Genomic DNA, 17,736 nt, shown 5'->3' on the forward strand with positions numbered 1-17,736 from the left:
TATAGGGCGCTGCTGCCGCCTGCTGCCCTATCAATGACCGCGCCTTCATGCCCACGGCTTTGGCTGGCTGCTTGCTACGCCAGGTCTCCTCCCTGGCTGCTCGCCTGTGCGTCGTGAGGAAAATCCCACGCTGTGTCGATTCGTGATGCCCCGCTGTGTTTTATCGGCCACTCCACAATGGATGGCCCTGTAGGACGGGTGGTCTGTGCTGCGTATCAATGCACGCGTGAATTTTCGGCATGAAGCCTTTCTCAATACGAAGGTGAAATTGCATGGCTCGTCCTCCTGCGCTGAAGCTGGCCGAGGTTCTTGCGGAGATCCGTATGAGTCCGTCGGCGTTCTACCGCATGCGCGCCCGCGGGCAAGCCCCCCGCATGATCAAGCTGCCCAATGGCGAACTCCGGTGCCGTCGCACAGATCTGGATGCCTGGTGGGACGCGTGCGAGAGAGATTTTGACACTTGGCGATGAGTTACAACGTCCGTTTCTGGGACATACGCGAGCGCCCTGACCGGCGCAAGGCGTTTATGGTCCGGTGGACGGTCAACGGACGCGAAAAATCAGAGTCGTTCATGACCATCGGGCTCGCCGAGAGCCGGCACGCGAAGCTGATGACGGCGGCGCGCGAGGGCGAGCCTTTCGATGAGCACACGGGTCTGCCGGCGTCCGAGCTGCGAGCCATCAAACAGCGAACGACGTGGTACGACCTTGCCCACGAATACATCGATCAACGGTGGGACCGTACCCCGGGAAACACCCGCCGTACCCTGGCCGACGCATTCGCCACCATCACGCCTGCCCTGGTGCAACCTGGCGCAAGCTATCCGGAACCACGGGTGCTGCGGCGGGCCTTGTACTCGTGGGCGTTCAACAAGAAGGCATGGGCCCAAGAGCCGACCGAGGAGTGGCGGAAGGCCCTGGACTGGCTGAAGCGAAACTCCTTGCCCGTCGGTGCTCTCTCGGAAGCCGATGTGCTGCGACGGGCGCTGGACGCCCTGTGTCGCAAGCTGGACGGCAAAGCGGCTGCGGCCAAGACAGCGCGGCGCAAGCGGGCTGCGTTCAACGAAGTGCTCAACATCGCCGTGGAGAAAGGTTACTTCACGGACAACCCCCTCAATGGGCTCAGGTGGAACGCTCCGGCGGTCAACGAGGAGGTGGACCCGGCTGCCGTCCCCAATCCGGCCCAAGTTGCCCGGCTGCTTACGGCGGTTGCTCAGCAGCGTGGTCGCGGCCCGCACCTGGAGGCGTTCTTCGGCTGTATGTACTACGCGGCCATGCGGCCGGCGGAGGTGATTCACCTCCGGCTCGACCAGTGTCATCTGCCCGAGACCGGGTGGGGGCTGCTCAACCTGTCGGGCGGCGTCATCACCGCGGGTAAGGAGTGGACGGACGACGGCGCGGTGCACGAGGTGCACTCGCTCAAGCGCCGCGCGGCTACCTCGACCCGGCCTGTGCCCATCCCGCCGCAGTTCGTGCAGATCCTGCGTGCGCACATCAAACGGTTCGGCGTGGCGCCGGACGGTCGGGTGTTCCGGAACCAGGCCGGTAACTACGTGGACGCGGCTGCATATGGCACGACGTGGGCGCGGGCACGGAAGTACGTCCTGACCCGCACGGAACTCACCTCTGGGCTGGCCAAGCGGCCTTACGATCTCCGGCACGCCGGGATCTCGTTCTGGTTGTACTCCGGTGTGGACCCGGCCGAATGCGCTCGCCGCGCCGGCCAGAGCATCGAGGTCCTCTTCCGGCACTACGCCAAGTTCCTGGACGGCGTCAGGGAGCAGGCCAACCGGCTGATTGAGCAGTCCATGCAGGAGTGGGACCGCGTCAGCCAGGGCGCGGCGCGTGAGGGGTGAGTCGGGGTTTTGGTCCGTGACTGGTCCGGAAGAGCTGGTCAGGAGCGGGATAGCGGTGGGAGGAACTGGGAGTTACGACGTAAACCGGGCCTTGCTCTGAGCGGGCCGAGCGAAAGGCGCCTGACGGGCAAAAGCCCAGGTCAGGCGCCTTTTTTCGTGCCTCTAGAAGAAGCCGAGCTTCTTCGGCGAGTACGACACCAGCAGGTTCTTCGTCTGCTGATAGTGCTCCAGCATCATCTTGTGCGTCTCACGCCCGATGCCCGAGCCCTTGTAGCCGCCGAACGCCGCGTGCGCCGGGTAGGCGTGGTAGCAGTTCGTCCACACGCGGCCCGCCTGGATGGCGCGGCCCGCGCGGTACGCGGTGTTGATGTCCCGCGTCCACACACCCGCGCCGAGCCCGTAGAGCGTGTCGTTGGCGATCTTGATGGCGTCGTCGAAGTCGTCGAAGGACGTCACCGAGACGACCGGACCGAAGATCTCCTCCTGGAAGATCCGCATGCGGTTGTCGCCCTCGAAGATGGTCGGCTGGACGTAGTAGCCGCCCTTCAACTCGCCCTCGTGCTCGATGCGTTCGCCACCCGTGAGGACCTTGGCGCCTTCCTGCCGGCCGATGTCCAGGTAGGAGAGAATCTTCTCCAACTGGTCGTTGGAGGCCTGCGCGCCGATCATCGTGTCCGTGTCGAGCGGGTGACCGGTCTTGATCTGCTCGGTGCGGGCGACCGCCGCCTCCATGAACTCGGCGTACCGGCCGCGCTGGACCAGCGCCCGGGACGGGCAGGTGCACACCTCGCCCTGGTTGAGCGCGAACATCGTGAAGCCTTCGAGCGCCTTGTCCCGGAAGTCGTCGTCGGCCGCCCAGACGTCGCCGAAGAAGATGTTCGGGGACTTGCCGCCGAGTTCGAGGGTGACCGGGGTGATGTTCTCCGAGGCGTACTGCATGATCAGGCGGCCGGTGGTCGTCTCGCCGGTGAACGCCACTTTGGCCACCCGGGGGCTGGACGCCAGCGGCTTGCCCGCCTCCACGCCGAAGCCGTTGACGATGTTGATCACGCCCGGCGGGAGCAGGTCGGCGACCAGGCTGAGCCAGTAGTGGATGGACGCCGGGGTCTGCTCGGCCGGCTTGAGCACGACCGCGTTGCCCGCGGCCAGGGCCGGGGCGAGCTTCCACGTCGCCATGAGGATCGGGAAGTTCCACGGGATGATCTGCGCGACCACGCCGAGTGGTTCGTGGAAGTGGTACGCCACCGTGTCGTCGTCGATCTCGCCGAGCGAGCCCTCCTGGGCGCGGATCGCGCCGGCGAAGTAGCGGAAGTGGTCGATGGCCAGCGGGATATCGGCGGCCAGCGTCTCGCGCACCGGCTTGCCGTTCTCCCAGCTCTCGGCGACCGCCAGCTGCTCCAGGTTGGCCGCCATACGGTCGGCGATCTTGAGCAGGATGTCGGCCCGCTCGGTCACCGAGGTCCTGCCCCACGCGGGGGCGGCCGCGTGCGCCGCGTCGAGCGCCCGCTCCACGTCCTCCGCCGTGCCCCGCGCGATCTCGGTGAACGGCTGCCCGTTCACCGGCGACGGGTTCTCGAAGTACTGCCCCCGGATCGGCGGCACGTACTCTCCGCCGATGAAGTGGTCGTAGCGCGCCTGGTAGGAGACGATCGCGCCGTCGGTGCCGGGCGCCGCGTAACGGGTCATGCTGGCCTGCCTCCCTGCAGCAGCGCTGCCCGCCGTTGGGCAGCTCTCGGCGCGAGGCTAGGGACGCCGAGGTTGCAAGTACGTTGCGCGCGACCAGGGTGCGGTCAGCGCGGCGGCCGGCGCTCCCAGGCGGGCCGTACGGACAGTGCGGACAATTCGGACTCCAGCGCGGCCAGTCGTGACCGCACGGCCGCCGTAGGGCGCACCGCTGCGAGCGCTCGCCATACGTCGAGGTCGTCCTCGCCCCACGGCGCGTGCGCCCAGTCGGCCAGCAGGTCGGGGTCGCGGCGGGCGATCAACGCCGTACGGAGCCCGTCGGCGAGGCGGCGCCTGAGCCGTACCACCGCCGGTGCCTGGGAACCGGGCAGCAGCGGGCCGGCGTACGCCATGGCCGCACCCGTGACCGCACCGGTCTCCAGACGACGCTCGACGACCGCCACGTCCGACTCGACCGGCACCGAGAGCCGGTAGGGACGCGAGGCGAGCAGCCCGGGGCCGAGCATCCGGCGCAGGCGGGCCAGTTCGGCGCGCAGCGTCACGGGCGTCACCGACTCGTCCTCGTACAGCGCGCACAGCAGCTCGTCCCCGGTCAGACCCTCCGGGTGACGGGCCAGCAGCACCAGGATCTCGCTGTGCCGGCGACTGAGCCTGACGCGGCGGCCACCGGTGAGCAACTGCGCCTCGTCGCGGCCCAGCGCGGACAACTCCGGTGTGTCGGCCGCGGGCATCGGCGGGGCCAGCAGCGCCAGATGGGACTCCGCGGCCCGCGCGACAGCCTGCACAAACCCCAGGCTGTGCGGATGCGCGAGCCCGTCCCCGCCGGTGATGTCCACCGCCCCGAGCACCCGCCCGGTGCGCGGATCGTGTACCGGCGCCGCCGCGCAGGTCCAGGGCTGGACCTGGCGGATGAAGTGCTCGGCCGCGAACACCTGCACCGGCCGGTCCACGGCGACCGCCGTGCCCGGCGCGTTCGTCCCCACCGAGGTCTCCGCCCACCGCGCACCCGGCACGAAGTTCATCCGCCCCGCCCGGCGCCGGGTCGTCGGATGGCCCTCGACCCACAGCAGCCTGCCGTGCGCGTCGCACACCGCGAGCAGATGCTCGCCGTCGGCGGCGAACGTGCCCAGCAGCTCCCGGAACAGTGGCATCACCCGCGCCAACGGATGTTCCGCGCGATAGGCGCCGAGATCGCTGTCCGCGAGCTCCACGCTCGCCGTCCCGTCCGGGCCCACCCCGGCCCGCGCGGACCGCCGCCACGAGTCGGCCACCACGGAACGCACCGGCTGCGGCACGGTGCCCACCTCGGTGAACGTCTCATGCGCACGACGCAGTACCCGGACACGCTCGGCGGGGTCGGCTCCCGGTTCTAGGGCCACCCACGGATCCGTCAACTCGGCCTCCCGGAAGGCGATGCGGCTGGGGACATCGTCACTCCGGGTACGCGGGCGGACAACCTTTTCGACGGGGGACACCTGAACGGCGCACACCGGTTCGGCGGGTTCGACCGGCCTCAGGCCGAGTTGACCAGTCGTATGTAGCGCGTCCAGTCCCAGTGCGGGCCGGGATCGGTGTGATCGGTGCCCGGAACCTCGTAGTGCCCGATGATGTGCTCCCGGTCCTTGGGGATGCCGTACTTTTCGCAGATCGCCGCCGTCAGCAGGGCCGACTTCTCGTACATGACGCCGGTGAAGAAGCCGGGTTGGTCCACCCATCCCTCGTGCTCGATGCCGATACTGCGCGCATTGTGGTCCCAGTCCCCGGCGTGCCAGGCGATGTCCGCCTCACGGACGCACTGGGACGTGTGTCCGTCTCCTGACCGGACGACGTAGTGGGCGGACACCTTCTTCTCGGGGCGCTCGAAGACGAACAGGGTGTTGCGGTAGGTGGTCTGGGTCACGTGGATGATCACCCGGTCGATCTGGTGGGTCGTGGGGCGGTTCGCCACCGTGTAGTTGGACGTGCTCGCCGGTCGCCAAGCGGCGAGTGGGTAGTCCGGTGCCGGGACATGCGCACCGGCCCGCCGCTCGGGGAGCAGGGCATACGGGACGGCGGCCAGGGCGGTGCCCTGCAGGATGTGCCGTCGACTGGGTCGTGGTCTCGCGCGTTCCAAAGGGGGATTGCCTTTCGAAGTTGAGGTCGGCCGGTGTGCTCAGCGCAGAGCCGCTGCCGTCTCCCGCAGCCGCGCATGAAGGCCGCGGTGCGTCTCGCGCGCGGGAAGCCACTCCTTGCGGATCTTGGCCACGCACGTGTAGTTGGTGTCGCAGACGTTGGCCAGCGGCGACTCGACGGTCTGGGTCGCGAACTGGTAGGCGTCCAGCTCACCGAACCCGTAGTCGCGCACCAGCCACCGCACCAGATCGAGCTGGGATATCCGGAACGCGTCCTCCAGCGGCCGGGCCGAACCCGTCGAGATGATGTGCGTGTCCGACTCGATGCGGGGCCAGGGCGTGGCGAGCCCCTTGAGCAACTCGACGATCACCACGGTGTTCATCGCGCACTCGACCGCCACCCCACAGGTCTCGCCCTCGCCCTGCCGGGCGTGCCCGTCGCCGAGGCTGAGCAGCGCGCCCTCGACGTTCACCCCGAGGTAGCAGGTGACGCCCGCCCGCATCTCGGGCGTGTCCATGTTCCCGCCGTGCGCGTCGGGCACCAGGGCCGAGCGCACCTCCAGATTGGCGGGCGCCACCCCGACCGTGCCGTGCATCGGGTCCATGGGCAGCTCGGCCTCGATGTCACTGTCGTGCGCCCGGAACAGCGCCGTACGTCGGGTCCGGTCGAGCTGCCAGATCCAGACGGTCTCCGGGAGCGGCGGCTGCAGCGTGGCCGTGGTGTGCGTGGAGGTCAGTGCCCCGAACAACGGGACCGTCGTCGACGCGGCCCAGTCCCGGGCCGGTTCGATCGACACGAAATGCACAGCGACCGTGTCACCCGGCTCGGCGCCCTCGACGTGGAAGGGACCGGTCTGCGGGTTGAGGAAGGGGAACTCGCACACCTCCGACACCAGATCCTTCTCCGATCGCACCCGCCCGGCGAAGCAGTCCTCCGTGTACAGGTCGAGGACCGTGCCGGGTGCGATGCGCGCCACGGGAGGTGCGCCGCCGAACGTCCAGGCGTATTCGCCCGGCTCGGGTCGCACGGTCAGGATCCTGGGGTCGCTCATCGCTGCACAGCTCCGTTCTGCGGCAGGCCGGTGGGAGAGGGGTCGTCAAGGTGCACGCGGGCGGTCTCCGCTATGCGCCCGGGGTGGCGCCGTATCAGCACGACCAGCACCACGACTCCGGCCGCCATCCACACACCGACCACGGAACCCGCGTACGACACCGGCGCGGTCAGCTCGGAGACGAAGTCGAAGACGGGCAGTCCCGCCGCGGTCAGCAGCGCGGGCACGAACGCGGCGATGCCGAGGGCGGGCAGGAGCAGATGCCGTACGGGCTTGAGCGCCTCGCGCCTGCGGCGCAGGAAGTAGCCGGCACAGGCGAGGTTCACGACGATGTAGACGCCGATCACGACCGTCACGATCACCGTGGCCAGCAGCAGGAACGCCGTCACCGGGTCGTAGGCCAGCCCCAGCCCCAGCACGGCACCGACCGCGACGACGGTCTGCACGGCGATACCGGCCACGGGGGAGCGGTACTTGGGGTGCAGCACGGCCAGGAAGTGGGGCAGCACACGGATGCGGGCCAGGGCGAAGGCGGTTCGGGTGGAGACGTTGGCGCACGCGTTGGCGTTGGCGATGGCCGAGTTGACCACGGCCAGGAACACCAGCACCCAGAACAGCCCGAACGACGCCCGGGCCACGCCCTCCCAGGATGCGGCGCCGGAGGTCCCGAACTCCCCGAAGCGGTCCGGCCCGTAGTACACGGTCATGGCGTAGGTGGTGAGCACGTAGAACAGGCCGATGCCGAGGGCCGCCCCGAGCACCGCGCGATGCATGGTCCGGCGTGGATTCCGGGTCTCCTCGGCCAGCGGCGCCGCGGCCTCGAATCCGGCGAAGGCGAGCACCGTGTAGACCGAGCCGGCGAACACTCCGGTGACGCCCTCGTAGCCCTCCGCGGTGTGCGAAGTCCCGAATACGGACAGTGTGTTGTCCCCGCCCGCCTTGCCGATCAGCCAGACGGCGAACACCACGAGGACGAGGACCTCGAAGACGCCCAGGATCGTGCCGAACCGGGCGGAGGTCCGCACGCCCAAGTACCCGGACAGAGCGATGACCGCGGCCCCCGCGAGCGCCCACGGCCACCACAGGTCCGCCGGATACGAGGACCACTCCTGGTGCAGCGTGCCCGCCGTCGTGAAGCCCAGCTGCAGAAGCAACAGCGGCGGGACGAGCGCCTCGACGAAGACATAGCCCCAGCCGACGAGGAAGCCCACGGCGGGATGCAGCCCCTGCGCCACATACGTGGACACCGAGCCCGCGGCCGGCAGCTCCCGTGCCAACTCGGCCACGCACGACGCCGTGAACAGACACGCCACCAGCGCGATCAGCACCGACAGCGGCAGGCTTCCGCCCGCGAAGGCCGCGCCCGCCGGAATGGACGCCGCGACCGCCGCGGCCGGCGCCATCGCCGTGATGCTCTGGAACAGGACCTCGCGCAACCCGATCGCGTCGCGCCGCAGCCCCGCAGTCGCTTGCCCCGCCGAATCCCCCGACATGTGAATCCCCCTCATCCACGCCGATGCGCTCGCGTCGCCATGCCACGACGGTTGCGCCTCGCGTGAATCACGGTACGGCGCGGGCGGGTTGGGCAGAAGAGTCCCCCGGCTTTCCGTGGACAGCCGCAAGATTGTGGATAACCCGCTCACTCACAGGAGTGAACTCGACCTGGGCTCAGGCTTGTTCCGCCACCGCCGCCACGGCCATCGGATCGTCCAGCACCGCTCGCACCACCGAGTGCGCGGCCCCCAGCAACGGCCCCTCGGGACCCAACCGCGACACGGACACCGGACAGGCGGGCCCGGCCGTACGCCGGTCCAACTCGGCCTCCAGCGACGGCAGCAGCCAGGGCGCGAGCCCGGCCAGCGCACCGCCCAGCACCACACTCTCGGGGTCCAGCAGATTGACCGCGCCCGTCAGCGCGACACCGAGCGCCGTTCCCGCCTCGCGCAGGGCCCGCCGTACGTCCTCGTCACCGGCGGCGGCACGCCCGGCGAGCAGCCCGACGCGGTCCTCGTCCGACTCCAGGCCAGCGGCGCGCAGCACCGCCTCCTCACCGGCGTACTGCTCCAGACATCCCCGCCCCCCGCACGGGCACTCCGGCCCGTCAGGCTGGACCGGTACATGCCCCAACTCGCCGGCGAAACCACGCGTTCCGTGCAGCAGCCCGCCGTCCACCACGACCGCCGCACCGATGCCGATCTCCGCCGACACATGCAGGAAGTCGCGCGGCGTGCCGTCGCCCAGCCAGAGTTCGGCGAGCGCGCCGAAGTTGGCCTCGTTGCCCACGGTCAGCGGAAAGTCCACGGGCAACAGAGCGCCGAGGTCCGTGTCGCGCCAGTCGAGGTTCGGGGCGCGTACGACCGTTCGGGCGTCCCGCGCGACCAGACCCGGCACCGCGACCGCCAGGCCGGCGGGCCGGAGTCCCTCGTGCTCGGCCTCGGCGCGAACCTGGCGCACCAGTTCGGTGAGTTCCTCGATGACAGGTTCGGCGGCACGGCCACGGTTCGCGCCGTGCCGCACTGCCCTGGACCGCACCTCGCCGCGGAGATCGACCGCGCAGACGGCGAGGTGGTCGACGCCGATCTCCGCTCCGATCCCGGCCGGACCGTGCCCGCTGACGGCCAGCGCCGACCCGGGACGGCCCACCCGGCCGGGCCGCTCGGGGCCGAGTTCCTCCAGCAGTCCCGAGCGGATCAGCTCGTCGACGAGCGTGGACACCGCGGCACGGGTCAGACCTATGCGGGAGGCGACGGCGGCTCGGGAGAGCGGCCCCTCGGCACTCACGGTGTGCATCACCCGCGCGAGGTTGCGGCGGCGCATGCCCTGCTGGGTGTTGGGCAGCGCGCGGCCGGGGCCGGCCGGGTGGGCCTCGTGCAGCGGTGCGGTCATGCCTCCGTCCGTCCTCAGTGAGTTTCGGGGCTCCGCTGAAGCAGCGGGGCCGCGTCGGAGAGTACCCCGCTGATCCTGGCCAGCGTCTCCTCGTCCCGCTCCACGGCGTCGAGCACCGGCCCGCGCGTGGTGTTCCAGCGCCGGGCGACCGCGGCCGGATCCTCGCCCGTCAGCAGGCCGGCCGCCTGCGCCGCCGCGCCGAGCGCGACCAGTTCCTTGGCCTCGGGCACCTGCACCGGGCGCCCCGAGAGCCGCCGTACGGTCTGCTGCCAGGCCGTGCCCCGGGCGCCGCCGCCGATCAGCAACAGGGGGGCCGAGCGGTCCGCGTCGTCGTCCAGGACCAGGTCCAGGGCGCCCAGCAGCGCGTGGACGGCACCGTCGTAGGCGGCCTGCAGGAGCTGACCGGCGGTCGTGTCGTGGCGCAGGCCGTGCAGGAGGCCGGACGCGTTCGGCAGGTTCGGGGTGCGCTCGCCGTCCAGGTAGGGCAGGAGGGTGAGGCCGGTGGTGGGCTCCACGGCCTCGCGGTCGAGGCCCAGCAACGTCGCGAGGCGATCCACGGCCAGCGTGCAGTTCAGGGTGCAGGCCAGCGGGAGCCAGTCACCGTGCGCGTCGGCGAAGCCCGCCACGGTGCCGGTCGGGTCGGCGGGGCGCCGCTTCGACACGGCGTACACCGTGCCCGACGTGCCCAGGCTCAGGACCGGCCTCCCGGGGCGCAGGCCGAGCCCCAGCGCGGCGGCGGCGTTGTCGCCGGTGCCGGGCGCGACCAGGGTGCCCTTGGAGAACGGCAGGTCGTGGCTGTCGCGCACCGTGCCCGCGACCTCGCCGGGCCGGACCACACGAGGCAGCAGCGCCGGGTCGAGCCCCACGCGCGCGAGGATCTCGTCGTCGTACGATTCCGTGCCCGACGCCCACCAGCCCGTACCGGAGGCGTCGCCTCGGTCGGTGGTGCCCTGCCCCGTGAGGCGTTCGGTGAGGTAGTCGTGGGGGAGACGGACGGCCTTGGTGGCCCGGACGGACTCCGGCTCGTTCTCGGCCAGCCAGGCCCACTTCGTGACCGTGAAGGAGGCGGCCGGTACGGAGCCGGTGCGCTCGGCCCAGAACTTCGCGCCGCCCAGCTCCTCGGTCAGACGGCGGGCCTGCGGCGCCGAGCGCACGTCGTTCCACAGAAGGGCCGGACGGACCGGCTCGCCCCGGTCGTCCAGCGTGACCAGGCCGTGCTGCTGCCCGCCGATCGACACCGCGGCGGCCTCGTGCGCCGCATCCCCGCACTGGCGCAGTGCCTCGCACAGGGCATCCCACCACTGGCGCGGGTCGCTCTCGCGACCGGCCCCGGAGGACACCGTGTGCGGTGCCTGGCCGCTCGCGACGACCCGCCCGGTCGACGCGTCGACGACCAGCGCCTTGGTGGACTGGGTGGACGTGTCCACGCCGACGACGAGCGGACCCTCGGCTGCTGACATCGGGCTCTCCCTTTTCCGCGGCTCTGCGGGATCTGACCTGCTGTTTCGAGGGTGCCCCGGATGACCACGACCCGGACCTCACCCCTTCAGGGACATCTTGTCCCTTCCCAGGGACGCGTCGGCATACTAATTTGTAAACCGCCATGACGAAATAGTCGTAGCGAGTCGTAGCAAGCAGTCGTCCGCAAGCAAGGAGCCGCGGCATGAGCTACCAGCCCACCCCCGAGGACAGGTTCACCTTCGGCCTGTGGACCGTCGGCTGGCAGGGACGGGACCCCTTCGGCGACGCCACCCGCCGCGCCCTCGACCCGGTCGAGACCGTGCAGCGCCTGGCCGAACTGGGCGCCCACGGCGTCACCTTCCACGACGACGACCTGATCCCCTTCGGGTCCTCGGACACCGAGCGTGAGGCGCACATCAAGCGCTTCCGTGAGGCCCTCGACGCGACCGGCATGAAGGTGCCGATGGCGACCACCAACCTCTTCACCCACCCCGTCTTCAAGGACGGCGCGTTCACCGCCAACGACCGTGACGTGCGCCGCTACGCCCTGCGCAAGACGATCCGCAACATCGACCTCGCGGTCGAACTGGGGGCCAAGACCTACGTCGCCTGGGGCGGCCGCGAGGGCGCCGAGTCCGGCGCCGCCAAGGACGTACGCGTCGCTCTCGACCGCATGAAGGAGGCCTTCGACCTCCTCGGCGAGTACGTCACCTCCCAGGGCTACGACCTGAAGTTCGCGATCGAGCCCAAGCCGAACGAGCCCCGCGGCGACATCCTGCTGCCGACCGTAGGCCACGCCCTGGCGTTCATCGAGCGCCTGGAGCGTCCCGAGCTGTACGGCGTCAACCCCGAGGTCGGCCACGAGCAGATGGCCGGGCTCAACTTCCCGCACGGCATCGCGCAGGCACTGTGGGCGGGCAAGCTCTTCCATATCGACCTCAACGGACAGTCCGGCATCAAGTACGACCAGGACCTGCGCTTCGGCGCCGGCGACCTGCGCTCCGCCTTCTGGCTGGTCGACCTCCTGGAGAGCGCCGGCTACACCGGGCCCCGCCACTTCGACTTCAAGCCGCCGCGGACCGAGGACCTCGACGGCGTGTGGGCGTCGGCCGCGGGCTGCATGCGCAACTACCTCATCCTGAAGGAGCGTTCGGCCGCCTTCCGTGCCGATCCGGAGGTCCAGGAGGCCCTGCGCGCCTCGCGCCTGGACGAGCTGGCGCAGCCGACCGCGGCCGACGGCCTCAAGTCGCTGCTCGCGGACCGCTCGGCGTTCGAGGAGTTCGACGTCGAGGCGGCCGCCGCGCGCGGGATGGCCTTCGAGCGCCTCGACCAGCTGGCGATGGACCATTTGCTGGGCGCCCGCGGCTGAGGCCACGCGCGCGTACCCGCTGCCACCTTGCCGCGTGTGACCGTCCGCCGAAAGATTCGGTCACACGCGGTACGGGTTGCCGGCCGGCCGCTGCGCGGAATGTTCCGGAATCATGCGATCCAAGGCATGGGCCCGTATCAACTCCCCTATAGGGGTCGCGTCCTGACCGATGCGTGGCGACCCTTGACGGTATGGCCATGCCGCCCGTACCGCCTCAGCCGCCGGGACCGCCGGGTGACACGCCGCCTCCGGGCGGCTTCGGACCGCCTCCTGAAGGCTTCGGCCGCGGACAGGGCACAGGAGGCGGGCATGAGACCACAAGGGGCGACGGGGCCCCGGGAGGCTACGGTCCTCCTCCGGGTGACAGCGGCCCGCCCTCCTACGGTGGCTGGCCGCCGCCGGAACCGCCCGAGGGAGGCGGCGGGCCAGGACGGCGGCGGAATCCGCTCTTCATCCTGCTGGCCGTGCTCGTGGCCCTCGCAGCCGTCGTGGCCGTGGTCCTGATGACCTCGGGGAGCGACGACTCACCCGACGAGCGTCCGCTCCCCGAGAGCAGCACGAGCAGTTCGCCCAGGCCCTCCTTCAGCATCCCGACCGAGCTGCCGAGCAGGCTGCCGAGCGAGCTGCCGACATCGCTGCCTTCCGGCTTCCCCACCGAGCTGCCCAGCGGCTTTCCGAGCGATCTCGAATCGCTGCTGCCCTCACTGGCGGACGAGCTGCCGTAGTAACGGCACCGGCCGGCGTGGATACGCGCGGTACGCGTGCGTGGCGATCCGCAACGGCCACGCACGCGTGCTCCTCGCGAGCGCGGTGTCTCGGGTCGGCCGTCAAATGCCGCGCCGCAACGGCACGTAGCTCGCCGACGTGTCCACGATCAGCTTCCTGGGCAGCTCCGGCGCACCCGAGGCCGCCGGGGCGTCGAGTTGCTCGAGCGACCGGCCGACGGCCCACCACCACGGCCGGTCACCCTCGCAGGGGCCGCCGGGCATGCCCTACGGCTGCTCCTCCTCGGCCGCAAGCTGCGCCGAAGCCAACGCTGTTGCCGGATCCTGGGCGGGGCCTCCCGCCGGCACCCAGCTGCCGTGTTCCTCGCGGTATGGCCACCAGCGTCCGTCCCGTCCCAGGCGCAGTTGGCTGGGCGCACCGAGGACCGTCCAGCGGTTGCCCTTCGCCCGCAGCACCGGCCGTTCGTCTTCGTCCCAGGCCGAGTCCAGAGCGGCACGCGCGCGTGCGAACGCCTCGCCCTCGACGGTCCACTCCTCGTCGAGCACGGACAGCGCGGCGACGCCCCCGAGACGCCAGGCGCGCACCGCGACCGGCAGCCCCTCGCGGCCGCGCCCCGAGCCATCGGCCAACCGCTCCGCCACGCCGGTGGACGGGGAGCCGCAGGCCAGGCGGACCGCGTCCTGGGCGAGGGTCAACTCCGCTTCGACGGCATGCTGTTCCGGGCCTGCTCGCAGGGCTTCCGCCACCATGCGGTGTGCTTCCGCGGCGGTCCGGGCGGCCAGGAACTCCAGCGCGGCCGGGTCGACGCCGGGTGCGGGAGGCGTCTCGGTGTCCAGGGAAGGCGGCACTCCCGGCTCGGCGGGCAGCCCGGGCAGGGCGGGCAGCGGCGGCAGGATGTCGCCGGCCGCATAGGCCTCGGCGGCGTCCACGCCCTCCGGATCGGACGGCGCGGACGGTTCCGACGGCTCGTCGGCGGGTGAGGCGCTGCGGGCCTGAAGGTCGTCCAAGAGGCCTCGTTCGCCCCGACCGCGCATCATCAGCAGCAGGAACGGGTCCTGGTCCAGGAGCCGAGCCACCTGGTAGCACAGGGCCGCTGTGTGACCGCAGTGGTCCCAGGCCCCGCAGCCGCACTCCGGCTCCAGATCACCCATGCCCGGCAGCAGTTCGATGCCGGTGGCGGCGGCGTCCTCCACCAGATGCGGTGGCATGTCGCGATCGAGCAGTGCGGCGACATGCCCGGCCCGCTCGACGGTCATGTCCAGGAAGCGCTCCCACTGCTCGCCGGTCAGTTCCTCCAGCAGTACGTCGGCCCGGTGCGCCGTACGGTCGCGGCCCTGTACAACGGCGGTGATGCGTCCCGGGCGCACCGACACCGCCCCGACCGCTCCCGCGCGCGCGAGTCTGCGGCCGGCCTTGAGCTGCCCCGAGTCCAGCGCCGTCTCCTCCAGCGCCTTCAGCCAGGCCTGGCCCCACCACGTCTGTGCGAACCCCCGCCCGTGCGCGGGCGGCAGCGCGGCGAACGTGCGCTCCAAGTCACCGTCGTGTCGAGTCATCGGGCGCCCCCTCGCAGTTCCACCAGATCGGCCAGCTCCGCGTCCGTCAGCTCCGTCAGCGCCGCCTCGCCGGCGCCCAGCACAGCGTCGGCCAGCTCCCGCTTGCGGCTCAGCATGTCGGCGATACGGTCCTCGATGGTTCCCTCGGCGATCAGCCGGTGCACCTGCACGGGCCGGGTCTGGCCGATGCGGTACGCGCGGTCCGTGGCCTGCGCCTCGACGGCGGGGTTCCACCAGCGGTCGTAGTGCACGACATGCTCGGCGCGGGTGAGGTTCAGGCCGGTGCCCGCTGCCTTCAACGACAGCAGGAACACCGGCGCTTCACCGTCCTGGAAGCGGCGCACCAGGGCCTCACGCTCGGCCACTGGGGTTGCGCCGTGCAGGAACTGCGAGGGCATGCCGCGGGCCGCCAGATGCTGTTCGATGAGGTGTCCCATGCGCACGTACTGCGTGAAGACCAGGACGCTCGACCCCTCGGAGAGGATGGTGTCGAGCAGCTCGTCCAGCAGTTCCAACTTGCCCGACCTTCCGGCGATCCTCGGCCGCTCCTCCTTGAGGAACTGCGCCGGATGGTTGCAGATCTGCTTCAGACCCGTCAGGAGCTTCACGATCAGGCCACGCCGCGCCATGCTGTCGGCTCCCGAGATCTCCGCGAGCGTCTCGCGGACCACGGCCTCGTAGAGACCCGCCTGTTCCGCGGTGAGGGACACGGCACGATCGGTCTCCGTCTTCGGCGGCAGCTCCGGCGCGATCCCCGGATCCGACTTGCGCCGACGCAGCAGGAACGGGCGCACGAGCCGGGTCAGACGTTCCGCGGCGGCCGGATCCTGGCCGCTCTCGACGGCCTGCGCGTATCGCGCGCGGAAGGTGCCGAGGCGGCCCAGCAGCCCGGGCGTCGTCCAGTCGAGGATCGCCCACAGCTCCGACAGGTTGTTCTCCACCGGGGTGCCGGTGAGCGCCACGCGTGCGCGTGCGCCGATGGAGCGCAGCTCCCTCGCTGTCGCCGAGTACGGGTTCTTCACGTGCTGGGCCTCGTCCGCCACGACCATGCCCCACGGCACCTCGGCCAGGCGGCGCGCGTCCAGGCGCATCGTGCCGTACGTGGTGAGCACGAACTCCCCGTCCGCCAGGGAGCCCAGATCACGCCGAGACGCGTGGAAGCGGCGCACGCGCGTGCCGGGCGCGAACTTCTCGATCTCCCGCTGCCAGTTGCCCATCAGGGACGTCGGGCACACCACCAGCGTCGGACCGGCGGACGAGGCGTCGGCCTGCCGGTGCAGATGCAGCGCGATGAGCGTGACCGTCTTGCCGAGGCCCATGTCGTCGGCGAGACAGCAGCCCAGGCCCAGGGAGGTCATCCGGGCCAGCCAGCTCAGGCCACGCAGCTGGTAGTCCCGCAGTGTCGCCGTGAGCGCGGGAGGCCGGCCCACCGGCTCCTGTCCCTCGGGGTCCGCGAGCCGCTCGCGCAGCGCCGCCAGCCACCCTGTGGGCCGCACCTCGACCTGGTGGCCGTCCACCTCGGTGGAGCCCGTCAGCGCGGCGCCCAGCGCGTCGATGGGCGTCACCTTGCGGTCCTGCTGAGCGCGGGCGCGACGCACCTCCTGGGGATCGACGAGGACCCACTGGTCGCGCAGCCGCACCACCGGGCGGTTCGCCTCCGCCAGCCGGTCCAGCTCCTCGCGTGTGAGCCGCTGGTCGCCCAGCGCGAACCACCAGTTGAAGGCGAGCAGCGCGTCGGCGGACAGGAAGGACGGCGTGTCCGAGGAGACCCTGCCGGACGCGGACTCCTCGTCCGGCGGACCGATCACGGCGCGGGCGGTCAGTTCGCGGGCCAGCGCCTTGGGCCAGTGCACGTCGACGCCGGCCCCGGCCAGGGCTCGCGTGCCCTCTCCCAGGAGGTCGGTCACCTCCTCGTCCGCGAGTTCCACGGCGTCCGGCACGGCGGCCGAGAGCAACGGAGTGAGCGGACTCCAGGCCCGCGCGGCCCGGCGCAGCGCCAGCAGGGCGTCCATCCGCGCGCGCGGACCGAAGGCGCCGGATCCCGCCCACACGTCACCCGCATCCGCGACCAGCGTCGGATCACTCACGCTGTGCACCTGCAACACCGCCCGGAACGACAGCGCCGCGTCATCCTGCGTCACCGTGGCGAGGCCGGGGACCTCCAGCCGCAGGGAGAGCCGTACGCCCGCGTCGTGGCCGGAGGCGACATCGGCGGCCCACGCCCGCTGCTCGGGCAGGTGCTGCGGCTCCTGAGCCGCGTAGGCGGGCCCGCCTGTGACGAGCGCGGCCGCAGGGGAGCGGGGCAGCGCGTCGGCGACGGCGTCCAGGAAGGCCCGCAGCAGCCGCTCCGGGTCCGGCAGTCTCAGTGGCCCGACGCCCTCCAGCGGCACGGAGTGTGCTTCGGGCGGCATCGCGGCGGCAAGAGCCCGGATGCGTTCGACGTCCTCCGGGCGCAGGGGACCGGCGCGCCAGGCGTCATGGTCTTCTGCCGATAGGCCGGGCAGGAGGAGGCCGCGTGCCACGAGTTGCAGGGCAAGCACGGCTGCCGTGCCCCAGAAAGCGACCGACCGGGGAACCTGCGCGCAGGCACGCGCACGCGTGAGCACAGGCAGGGCGGTGCGCACCGGCAGCACAACGGCCGGCACGTTCACCAGCTCGACACCGTCTTCGCCCGGCAGAGCGACGGCCAGCTCCTCGACGGATCCGGACGCCACGGGCGGAACAGCGCCGCCGTCGGCTCGCCAGAAGGCGACCTGGCCGGTGCGGGCAGGGTCACCGGGCACGAAAACGGCTCGGCAGCAGGCCAGTTCGGAGATGTCGGACGGTGTTGCCTCGGGAAGCCTCGGCACGCTCTGCAACACTCCTCAAATTTGACTACTTGGGTCGAGTGGCCGAGGGTACAGGAACTCGGCGGTTCATCCGGCATGCCCGCATCGTGGCCTGGGTCACGCGTTGGTCGGCGTGGGTATGTCCCTTGTGCGGAGCCCGGCGCGCCGACGCACATCGGCTGGCACCGGAGCTCTCCGTGACCAGTAGGGGC

Annotated in this window: 14 protein-coding genes; 4 read left to right on the forward strand and 10 right to left on the reverse strand. The window is 71.1% G+C overall.

The window, feature by feature from the left end:
• Window positions 1–272: 272 nt before the first annotated feature.
• Entirely contained in the window at window positions 273–470 is a 198-nt protein-coding gene (locus ACIREI_RS00210; RefSeq protein ID WP_365357412.1) for a helix-turn-helix domain-containing protein, read from the forward strand.
• Window positions 467–1,855, forward strand: a complete 1,389-nt coding sequence (locus ACIREI_RS00215) for a tyrosine-type recombinase/integrase (RefSeq protein WP_403325445.1) — start codon at window positions 467–469, stop codon at window positions 1,853–1,855. The genes ACIREI_RS00210 and ACIREI_RS00215 overlap by 4 nt, the downstream gene beginning before the upstream one ends.
• A 162-nt stretch (window positions 1,856–2,017) precedes the next feature.
• On the opposite strand, the gene adh is transcribed toward ACIREI_RS00215, so the two are convergent.
• The 7 genes from adh to xylB form a co-directional block, all read right to left on the reverse strand.
• Window positions 2,018–3,541: an aldehyde dehydrogenase gene (gene adh, locus ACIREI_RS00220; protein ID WP_403325447.1), complete on the reverse strand. Its 1,524-nt coding sequence runs from the start codon at window positions 3,539–3,541 to the stop codon at window positions 2,018–2,020.
• A gap of 104 nt (window positions 3,542–3,645) precedes the next feature.
• Window positions 3,646–4,932, reverse strand: coding sequence for a GAF domain-containing protein (locus ACIREI_RS00225; protein ID WP_403325450.1), 1,287 nt, complete (start codon window positions 4,930–4,932; stop codon window positions 3,646–3,648).
• A 119-nt stretch (window positions 4,933–5,051) separates the two neighbouring features.
• A complete protein-coding gene (locus ACIREI_RS00230; RefSeq protein ID WP_403325452.1) occupies window positions 5,052–5,651 on the reverse strand; it encodes an N-acetylmuramoyl-L-alanine amidase in 600 nt (199 codons plus the stop codon).
• Between the two features lie 39 nt (window positions 5,652–5,690).
• Entirely contained in the window at window positions 5,691–6,701 is a 1,011-nt protein-coding gene (locus tag ACIREI_RS00235; protein ID WP_403325455.1) for an acetamidase/formamidase family protein, read from the reverse strand.
• Window positions 6,698–8,194: an APC family permease gene (locus tag ACIREI_RS00240; protein ID WP_403325456.1), complete on the reverse strand. Its 1,497-nt coding sequence runs from the start codon at window positions 8,192–8,194 to the stop codon at window positions 6,698–6,700. The genes ACIREI_RS00235 and ACIREI_RS00240 overlap by 4 nt, the downstream gene beginning before the upstream one ends.
• A 175-nt stretch (window positions 8,195–8,369) precedes the next feature.
• Window positions 8,370–9,587: an ROK family protein gene (locus ACIREI_RS00245; protein WP_403325459.1), complete on the reverse strand. Its 1,218-nt coding sequence runs from the start codon at window positions 9,585–9,587 to the stop codon at window positions 8,370–8,372.
• A 14-nt stretch (window positions 9,588–9,601) separates the two neighbouring features.
• Entirely contained in the window at window positions 9,602–11,047 is a 1,446-nt protein-coding gene (gene xylB, locus ACIREI_RS00250) for a xylulokinase (RefSeq protein WP_403325462.1), read from the reverse strand.
• Between the two features lie 203 nt (window positions 11,048–11,250).
• Here xylB and xylA point away from each other — a divergent pair, with 203 nt between their 5' ends.
• Window positions 11,251–12,417: a xylose isomerase gene (gene xylA, locus ACIREI_RS00255; RefSeq protein WP_403325464.1), complete on the forward strand. Its 1,167-nt coding sequence runs from the start codon at window positions 11,251–11,253 to the stop codon at window positions 12,415–12,417.
• A gap of 464 nt (window positions 12,418–12,881) precedes the next feature.
• Window positions 12,882–13,142 (forward strand): hypothetical protein, encoded by a 261-nt coding sequence (locus ACIREI_RS00260; RefSeq protein WP_403325467.1) that lies wholly within the window; start codon window positions 12,882–12,884, stop codon window positions 13,140–13,142.
• A 102-nt stretch (window positions 13,143–13,244) separates the two neighbouring features.
• Here the strand turns inward: ACIREI_RS00260 and ACIREI_RS00265 are convergent, their stop codons facing one another.
• Genes ACIREI_RS00265 through ACIREI_RS00275 form a run of 3 tightly spaced genes read right to left on the reverse strand, consistent with a single transcriptional unit; the run spans window position 13,245 to window position 17,545 of the window.
• On the reverse strand, window positions 13,245–13,406 hold the full coding sequence (locus tag ACIREI_RS00265) for a hypothetical protein (protein WP_403325469.1): 162 nt from the start codon (window positions 13,404–13,406) through the stop codon (window positions 13,245–13,247).
• A gap of 3 nt (window positions 13,407–13,409) precedes the next feature.
• Window positions 13,410–14,696, reverse strand: coding sequence for an SWF or SNF family helicase (locus tag ACIREI_RS00270; protein WP_403325471.1), 1,287 nt, complete (start codon window positions 14,694–14,696; stop codon window positions 13,410–13,412).
• On the reverse strand, window positions 14,693–17,545 hold the full coding sequence (locus tag ACIREI_RS00275) for a DEAD/DEAH box helicase (RefSeq protein WP_403325474.1): 2,853 nt from the start codon (window positions 17,543–17,545) through the stop codon (window positions 14,693–14,695). The genes ACIREI_RS00270 and ACIREI_RS00275 overlap by 4 nt, the downstream gene beginning before the upstream one ends.
• Window positions 17,546–17,736 lie beyond the last annotated feature (191 nt).

This window comes from Streptomyces sp. NPDC093591 (assembly GCF_044764885.1).
Lineage (GTDB): Bacteria > Actinomycetota > Actinomycetes > Streptomycetales > Streptomycetaceae > Streptomyces.